General features: G+C 64.5%; 4 protein-coding genes. All 4 read left to right on the top strand.

The genetic code is table 11. The features are described 5' to 3' along the window. Nucleotides 1–846 (top strand): PilZ domain-containing protein (locus tag JWR14_RS23700; protein WP_299712851.1); only part of this gene is annotated, 846 nt, incomplete at its 5' end. Between the two features lies 1 nt (nt 847). Further along, nucleotides 848–3,409, top strand: a complete 2,562-nt coding sequence (gene bcsB / locus JWR14_RS23705) for a cellulose biosynthesis cyclic di-GMP-binding regulatory protein BcsB (RefSeq protein WP_299712854.1) — start codon at nt 848–850, stop codon at nt 3,407–3,409. A gap of 1 nt (nt 3,410) precedes the next feature. Further along, nucleotides 3,411–4,613: a cellulose synthase complex periplasmic endoglucanase BcsZ gene (gene bcsZ / locus JWR14_RS23710; protein ID WP_299712857.1), complete on the top strand. Its 1,203-nt coding sequence runs from the start codon at nt 3,411–3,413 to the stop codon at nt 4,611–4,613. After that, nucleotides 4,607–7,821 (top strand): tetratricopeptide repeat protein (locus JWR14_RS23715; protein WP_299712861.1); only part of this gene is annotated, 3,215 nt, incomplete at its 3' end. The genes bcsZ and JWR14_RS23715, both read left to right, overlap by 7 nt.

The following is a 7,821-nucleotide window of genomic DNA, read 5'->3' on the forward strand; positions in this document are numbered from 1 at the left end:
AGCATCACGAACTCGCGCATGCAGCGCTCGTTCCGGCATTCGTTCTGGGCTGAAGTGTATGAGTCCGTGCTGGCGTCGTACATCACCGCGCCCACTCTGCTCGCGCTGATCAACCCGAAGCTCGGCAAGTTCAACGTGACGGCAAAGGGCGGCCAGATCTCGAAGGATTATTTCGACTACGCGATCTCGCGCCCGTACCTGATCCTGCTGGTGCTGAACCTGCTCGGGTTTATCGCGGGACTTGTGAACATCTACCTGCACTGGGACGTGAAGAGCGAAGTGAACACGGTCTTGCTGAACCTCGCATGGACCACCTACAACATGCTGATCCTCGGCGCGAGCGTGGCGGCTGCAAGTGAGCGCCGGCAAGTGCGCACGACGCATCGCGTGGAAATGAAGATGCCCGTGATGCTCAAGTTCTCCACCGGCCGCACCCTCGCCTGCGAGACCATGGACTACTCGGAAGGCGGCGTGGGCGTGAAGTTGCCAGGCGACCTGGCAGTGCCGCTGCACGAGAAAGTCACCGTCTCGCTATTTCGTGGCGATGAAGAATATGCGTTCCCTGCGACCGTTGGTTTTACCGCTGTCGGGCGCGTCGGGCTGCGTTTTTCCTCCCTCACGCGCGAGCAGGAATTCGAGTTCGTGAAGACCACCTTCGCCCGCGCCGATGCCTGGACCAACTGGTCTGAAGGACGCACCCCGGACGCGCCGCTGCGCGGCTTGCGGCATGTGCTGGTCGTGGGCATGGGCGGTATCGGCGCGTTGTTCGAACATCTTTTCACCGACGCACGGAACTGGCTGACGACCCGTTCACCCGACGTTAAAAAACTGAAGACCAAAGACTGACATGGGTAAGGGAATTTCGATGCTGCGCCCGGGCAATGGACGAGCTGGACAAGGCGAACCGGACACAACGGTTTTTACTCCGCTCAGCGCCCGCCCCATTCCCCGCGCCCTGATGCGCAGCCTCGCTTGCTGGCTTGCGTTGCAAACGGCACTGGCCGTGCCGCTGGCGTCGCTGGCAAGCGCCGCGGCGGCTAACACCGCGACCAGCGCGTCCGCTACCGGCGTGGGCGCCGTGCCGCCCCCCAGCCCCGCCACGCCGTTCAACCGGGCAACGATCGAGCAACCGCAGCTTGCAGTGCCCGTGCCGGCGTTCGCACAGGCGGCCTCGGGTGCGTTGGGTTCATCAGCCGTGCCCGCCGTACGCACGCTCGCCTCCAGGACACCGACCACGGCCGAGCCCGGCACGCTGGTGCCCGGTGGCCGCCGCCAGACGCTCACATTCTCCGACCTTGGTGCGCTCGATCCGCTGCAACTGCATGGCACAGACGGCCAGAACGGCGTGCCGTTCTCGGTCCGCAGCGACGAAGTCGTGACCGGCGCAGTCCTGCACCTGATCTACAGTTATTCGCCTTCCCTGCTGCCGTCGATCTCGCAACTCAAGGTGCTGGTCAACGGCGAAGTCGCCGCCACGCTGCCCGTGCCGCGCGATCAGGCCGGCATCCTGGTCGCACGCGATGTGTCCATCGACCCTCGCTTCATCACTGAATTCAATCACCTGAACGTGCAGTTGATCGGCCACTACACGCAGCAATGCGAGGACCCGTCGAACTCCACGCTGTGGGCGAGCGTCAGTAACGCGAGCTCGCTCGACCTCACGTATGCATCGCTTGATAGCAAGCCCGACCTGGCCTCGTTGCCCGCACCTTTCTTTGATCGCCGCGACGTGCGCCGCCTCGAACTTCCGTTCGTGTTCGCACAAAAACCCAGCGCGGCCACGCTCGAAGCAGCGGGCGCGGTGGCGTCGTGGTTCGGCTCACTCGCGGGGTATCGTGGCGCTGTGTTTCCGGCGCAGATCGACAACGTGCCGCTGTCTGGCAATGCCGTGGTGTTCGCCACCAGCGACCAGCACCCGGCCGGCGTGAAGATCCCCGATATAACCGGCCCAACCATCGCCGTGCTGGATCGCGCGAGTGATCCCAATAGTCCCTCGCGCGGCCGCTTGCTCCTCGTGATGGGACGCAACGACGCCGAACTGAAGACCGCCGCGAAGGCGCTCGGCATCGGCCAGAACACGCTGTCCGGCACGACCGCGACGATCACGCAACTGAACGACTTCGCGCCGCGCAAACCCTACGACGCGCCGAACTGGCTGCCGACCGACCGGCCGGTGCGTTTCGGCGAACTGGCGGAAGCGCGCGACCTGTCGGTGTCGGGTTATAACGCCGACGCCGTGCGCGTGAACATGCGCGTGCCGCCTGATCTCTTCATGTGGCAAACGAAGGGCGTGCCGATCGATCTGGGGTATCGATACACAGTGCGTCCCACGCTGGACCGGTCCACGCTGAACATCAACGTGAACGACGGTTTCGTGCAGTCGCTGCGGATTCCGGCGGTCGCTACCTCCACCTTCGATCTCGGCCGCTATTTCAACCAGGTGATGCCCGACAAGACGGCCGCCGCGCGTCATGAGATCTACGTGCCGCCGCTGCTGCTCACGCCGCGCTCGCAATTGCGCCTGCACTTCTACTACGACTACCCGAAGACCGGCGAATGCCAGGGCCGCGTGCTGGATAACGTGGTGGGTTCCATCGATCCGAATTCGACCATCGACCTGTCGGGTTTCCCGCACTACATGGCGCTGCCTGACCTCGCGGCCTTTGCTAACGGCGGCTTCCCGTTCACGCGCATGGCCGACCTCTCGGAAACAGCGGTCATCATGCCGAACGACCCGACCTCCGCCGACTTCAGCCTGTACTTGCTGGAGATGGGACGCATGGGGGCATCGACGGGTTATCCGGTGACCGGCGTGACCGTCGCCCAGGCGGATCAGGTCGACAATCTCGCCGATAAAGACCTGCTGATCCTGGGCTCACCCGGCCGCCAGCCGCTGCTGCAAACCTGGGCGAAGCAGATGCCGTTCTCGGGAGATGGAGAGTCACGCAACTTCGAACTCTCCGATGTCGCGTTCAAGGTAGTCGACTGGTGGCACGGCCCGCACGGTGTTGAGCGCCTGCCGGCGCGCGCCGACATGTCACTTGTCAGCGCCAGCGGCGACGCGCTCATCACCGGTTTCGAATCGCCGCTGAAAAGCAATCGCAGCGCGGTGGCGCTCATCAGCGCGGCCGGACAGTCCGATGCAGACCTGTCAGCCGCCTTGCTCGACAACGACATCCTCCCCGAAATCCAGGGCGCCATGGCGGTGATTCATGGACGCGAAGTGACGGTGACATCCAATGGCCAGGCTTATTACGTTGGCCGCCTGTCGCCTTTCGAATACATGCGCTGGGCGTTGTCGTCACATCCGCTCTTGCTGGTGCTCGGCAGCTTGCTCGCAGCCATTATCATCGCGGCATTGTTCTACCGGTCGCTGCGCGCCATTGCCGCGCGCCGTTTGAGGGATTGATATGGAGGCTGGTTTCGGACGTGGATCGAAGACTGCAATTCTGGCGCTGGCGCTGATCGGCGCGGGCATAACTTTCAGCGCTCATGCGTCTTCAACGCCCACGCCGCAATGTACCGACTGGACCGCTTACCGCACGTTCGCCGCACGCTTCGTGCAAGCCGATGGCCGCGTGATCGATTACTCCACGCCGACACAGCAAACAACCTCCGAAGGCCAGTCATACGCGATGTTCTTTGCGCTGGTCGCGAACGACCGCTCGACCTTCGACCGGCTGCTCGCCTGGACCCGTACGAACCTCGCGGCGAACCAGTTCGAACCGGGCAACGTCCGGTTGCCGTCGTGGCAATGGGGCAAGAAGCCCGACGGCTCGTTCGGCGTGCTCGATCCAAATTCCGCCTCCGATTCCGACCTGTGGATCGCTTACGACCTGCTGCAAGCCGGCCGTCTGTGGAACGAGAAGAGTTATACGCAACTGGGCATGGCGCTGGCCTCTCAGATCGTGCGCCACGAAGTGACGAATCTCGCAGGCCTTGGGCCTATGTTGCTGCCCGGTCCGCAAGGTTTCAAAACCGGCGACGTGACGCGTCTCAATCCAAGCTATTCGCCATTGCCGGTGTTGCGCGGCCTCGCTCGCGAGATGCCGGACGGTCCGTGGAACCAGCTTGCCGAGAACAGCTACAAGCTCGTCACAACCACCGCGCCGCACGGCTTCTCTCCTGACTGGGCGGCGTACAAGTCCGGGCAGTTCGTCGTCGATCCGCAGACCGCGGACACTGGCAGCTACGACGCCATTCGCGTGTATCTGTGGGCTGGCCTTGCGTCCAGCGCCGATCCGCTAGCCAAACCGTGGCTCGCGGCGCTCGGCGGCATGCGTCAAGTCGTAGCGCTTAACGGCTATCCGCCGGAGCGCGTGAATGTGGCGACAGGCGTGACCAGTGGCGAAGGCCCGCTTAGCTACTGGGCCGCGCTTGCGCCGTACTTCAAGACCCTCGGCGATGATCGCGGCCTGGGACTTGCCCGCGCGCATCTCGCGGCACTCGACACGCCCGTGGCCGCTTCACTGGCGACTGCGCCCGCAAATCCTAACCGTGAACCGGTTTATTACGACCGGGTGCTGGGCTTGTTCGGCGCCGGATTTATAGAAGGCCGATACCGTTTCGACGAAGCCGGCCGACTCGTGCCGAGCTGGAGAAGTGCATGTTGAAACGGCCCCTGTTCCCCATGAAACCGCACGCTGGCGCACGCGCGATTGCGCTGAGCCTCGCGGCGGGCTGTGCCGCCAATGTGCCGCTGACCGCGTTCGCGCAAGCCGCCAGCAGCGCAGCCACCGCGGGCGCGGTTACCGGTGGTGCCCCTGCCGGTGGTGCCGCTGCCAACTCGCCGCTCGGCGTGCTGATCGATCAGGGCCGCTACTGGCAGTCGCATCGCCGCGGCGATCTGGCCGAACAAGCGTGGCAGAAGGTGTTGCGCATCGACCCGAAGCAGCCCGACGCGCTCTATGGCATGGGCATCATCCTCGCAGACCGCAAGGACGGCAGCGGCGCGCAGCAATACTTGCAGCGCCTGCGGGAAGCTGCGCCGCAGTATCCGAATATCGATGAACTTGGCCGGCGGCTGGGCGAAACCAGCCCGCGCGACCAGACCGTGAACGACGCCCGGCGGCTCGCGCAAAGTGGTCAGAGCGCATCGGCGGTGCAGGAATATCAGCGCGCGATCAACGGCAAGCCCGCTACGCCCGAACTCACGCTCGAGTATTACCAGGCGCTTGCTGCCACGCCGCAAGGCTGGGATCAGGCGCGTCAGGGCCTCACGCAACTCGCGCGCGAGAACCCCAACGACCCGCGCTACGCGCTGGCGCTCGCGCAGCACCTGACCTATCGCGACACCACACGCCGCGACGGCATTGCGCGTCTTGCGCAGTTGAGCACTGACAGCACGGTCGGCGAGCAGGCGAAAAAAAGCTGGCGCCAGGCACTCCTGTGGCTCGGCGCACGCGCGTCCGACGCCCCGCTCTATCAGGCTTATTTGCAGGCATCGCCGGACGATCCTGCGGTTAAAGCGCGTTTCGATTCGATGGTCCAGCAAGACAAGCAGGCTCGCGATCGCGCGCAAGCGGATGCTGCTGTCGATTCCCGCGGCCGTGCGGTCGCCGATGGTTTCACCGCGCTGGATCGTGGCGATATCGTCACGGCGCGCGCCCGTTTTTCTGCAGTGCTGGCGAACAGCCCGAACGACGCCGATGCGCTGGGCGGCATGGGCATCGCCGCATTGAAGCAAGAAAAATTCGACGAGGCACGCACCTACCTGGAGCGTGCATCGCGTGCCGGCAATCCGGCTCGGTGGAAAGATGCGCTCACCAGCGCGACCTACTGGAGTTATACGAGCGCGGGTATTGGCGCGCGCAGCAATGGCGAGATCGCGAAGGCGAAGTCGGATTTCGAGCGTGCGATCGCGCTGAATCCGTCGGACACCACCGCTCAGACCTTGCTCGGCGAAACGCTGCTCAATAGCGGCGACCCGCGCGGCGCGGAACAGGCGTACCGGATGGCGCTGCGCCGCCAGGCCGACAACCCTGACGCGATCCGCGGGCTGGTCGGTGCACTGGCAGCGCAAGGCCGTGGTGACGAAGCGCTTAGCTTTGCGAACCAGTTGAACGCGGAGCAGCAGGCGAAGGCCGGCGGCATCGACAAGCTGCGCGGCGAAGCGCAGGCGGCGCAGGCGCGCGCAGCCGAAGCACGAGGCGACCTGGGCACCGCGCGCAGTCTCTTCGAAGACGCGTTGCTGAACAATCCCGACGATGTCTGGATGCGCCTCGACCTTGCCCGCATCTATGTGCGCCAAGGTGCCGTCGGCAATGCCCGCAGCATGATGGACGGCTTGCTCGCCGCGCACCCCGACATGACCGATGCGCTTTATGCAAGCGCGCTGCTCTCGGCCGAGACGCAAGACTGGGCGACAGGGTTATCGCAGCTGGAACGTATCCCGGTCAACCAGCGCACGACGGCTATGACCGTGCTGCAACATCGCTTATGGGTTCATACGCAGGCGGAACTCGCGAACCGGATGTCGCGTGCCGGGCAGACGCAACAAGCCGAGGCAATTCTGCAAGCCGCCACGCCCACTGCTCAAGGCAGCCCGGAACTGATCGGCGTGCTGGCTTCGTCGTATCTGCAGGCGGGCGACACCATGCGCGCGTTGTCGCTGGTGCGCGGCGCAATGGCAGCCGCTCCCGACGATACCGGCCTGTTGCTGCAATATGCAGGTATCCTGACTGCCGTTCCCGTTGCCGCGGGACAAACGAATCCGCAACAAGAAGCCGAGCTGAGCTCGGTCATGCGACGGCTGGCCGCTTCGCAACTCACGCCGCAGCAACGCATCGACTTCAACAACCTGAACATCGGCATTGTGGTGAAACAGGCCGATACCGTGCGTCAGCGCGGGGACCTGGCCGCCGCCTACGATGTAATCGCGCCCTGGCTTTCCGCCATGCCCGATAACCCCGATCTGCAAGCCGCGCTGGCCCGTTTGTACACCTCCGCAGGCGACGACCGCAGCGCGCTCGCGAGTTATCGCGCGGCGTTGGCCAGGCGTCCCGACGACATCGACTTGCAGGTTGCAACAATTGGCGCGGCGTCTGGCGCCAAGGAATTTTCGTTTGCTGAGGCGACGGCGAATCAGGCGCTGCGCGCGGCTCCCGAGGATCCCCGCGTGCTCGCCGCGACCGGCCGCATGTATCACGCTGAGGGCAAGCTGACGCTGGCATCGCGGTATTTGCAGCAGGCGTTGATCGCTGCCAATACGCCCGTGCGTCAAACGGCACGCACGACTGGTCAGGGCGCGCAACCCAATGTACCGCGCGGCTGGGAATCGGCCATGCAGCGCATCGGGTCGATGCCGCTGCCCGGCACCAATCCCTTTGAAGGCAAGACCGCCGTCGATACGTCAGCGGGCGCATCGGGCGCACCGGCCGGTCCGCTGAGCGGACTGTTCACGCGCTCGACCGCGCCGATGCCCGGGTTGCCCGCTGGGTCGTCCAATTATCCCCAGCCTTCTTCACCGACGCAGAACGTGCCGAACTACTTGCCCCCGCCTCAACCTGCGCCTTATTCGACACCCTATGTTGCACCCTATTCAACGCCGGGTAATCTTGGACGCCCGGTAGCGACAGGCGGTGGATATGGTCCCGACACTTCGGGTTCAAGCCAGTCTGGCGGCCCGGCCGCGGCACCGCTGCAGCCGTATCCGGGGCAAGCGCCGGCTCAGGATTCGGGACAGTATCAGGGGCAATACCAAGGGCAAAATCAGCCGCAGGGGCAGGCTTATCAGCAACCGTATGAGCCGCAATATCAGCAGCCTTATCCGGCCCAGAATCAGCAGCAATATCGGCAACCGTATCAACAGCAAGCTCAGCA

The sequence above is a fragment of the Caballeronia sp. genome (assembly GCF_028292365.1).
Classification (GTDB): Bacteria; Pseudomonadota; Gammaproteobacteria; order Burkholderiales; family Burkholderiaceae; genus Caballeronia.

Excerpts from the sequence above, each read along its gene's own strand:
- bcsB (WP_299712854.1), top strand. The coding sequence starts at position 848 with ATGGGTAAGGGAATTTCGATGCTGCGCCCGGGCAATGGACGAGCTGGA.
- bcsZ (WP_299712857.1), top strand. The coding sequence starts at position 3,411 with ATGGAGGCTGGTTTCGGACGTGGATCGAAGACTGCAATTCTGGCGCTG.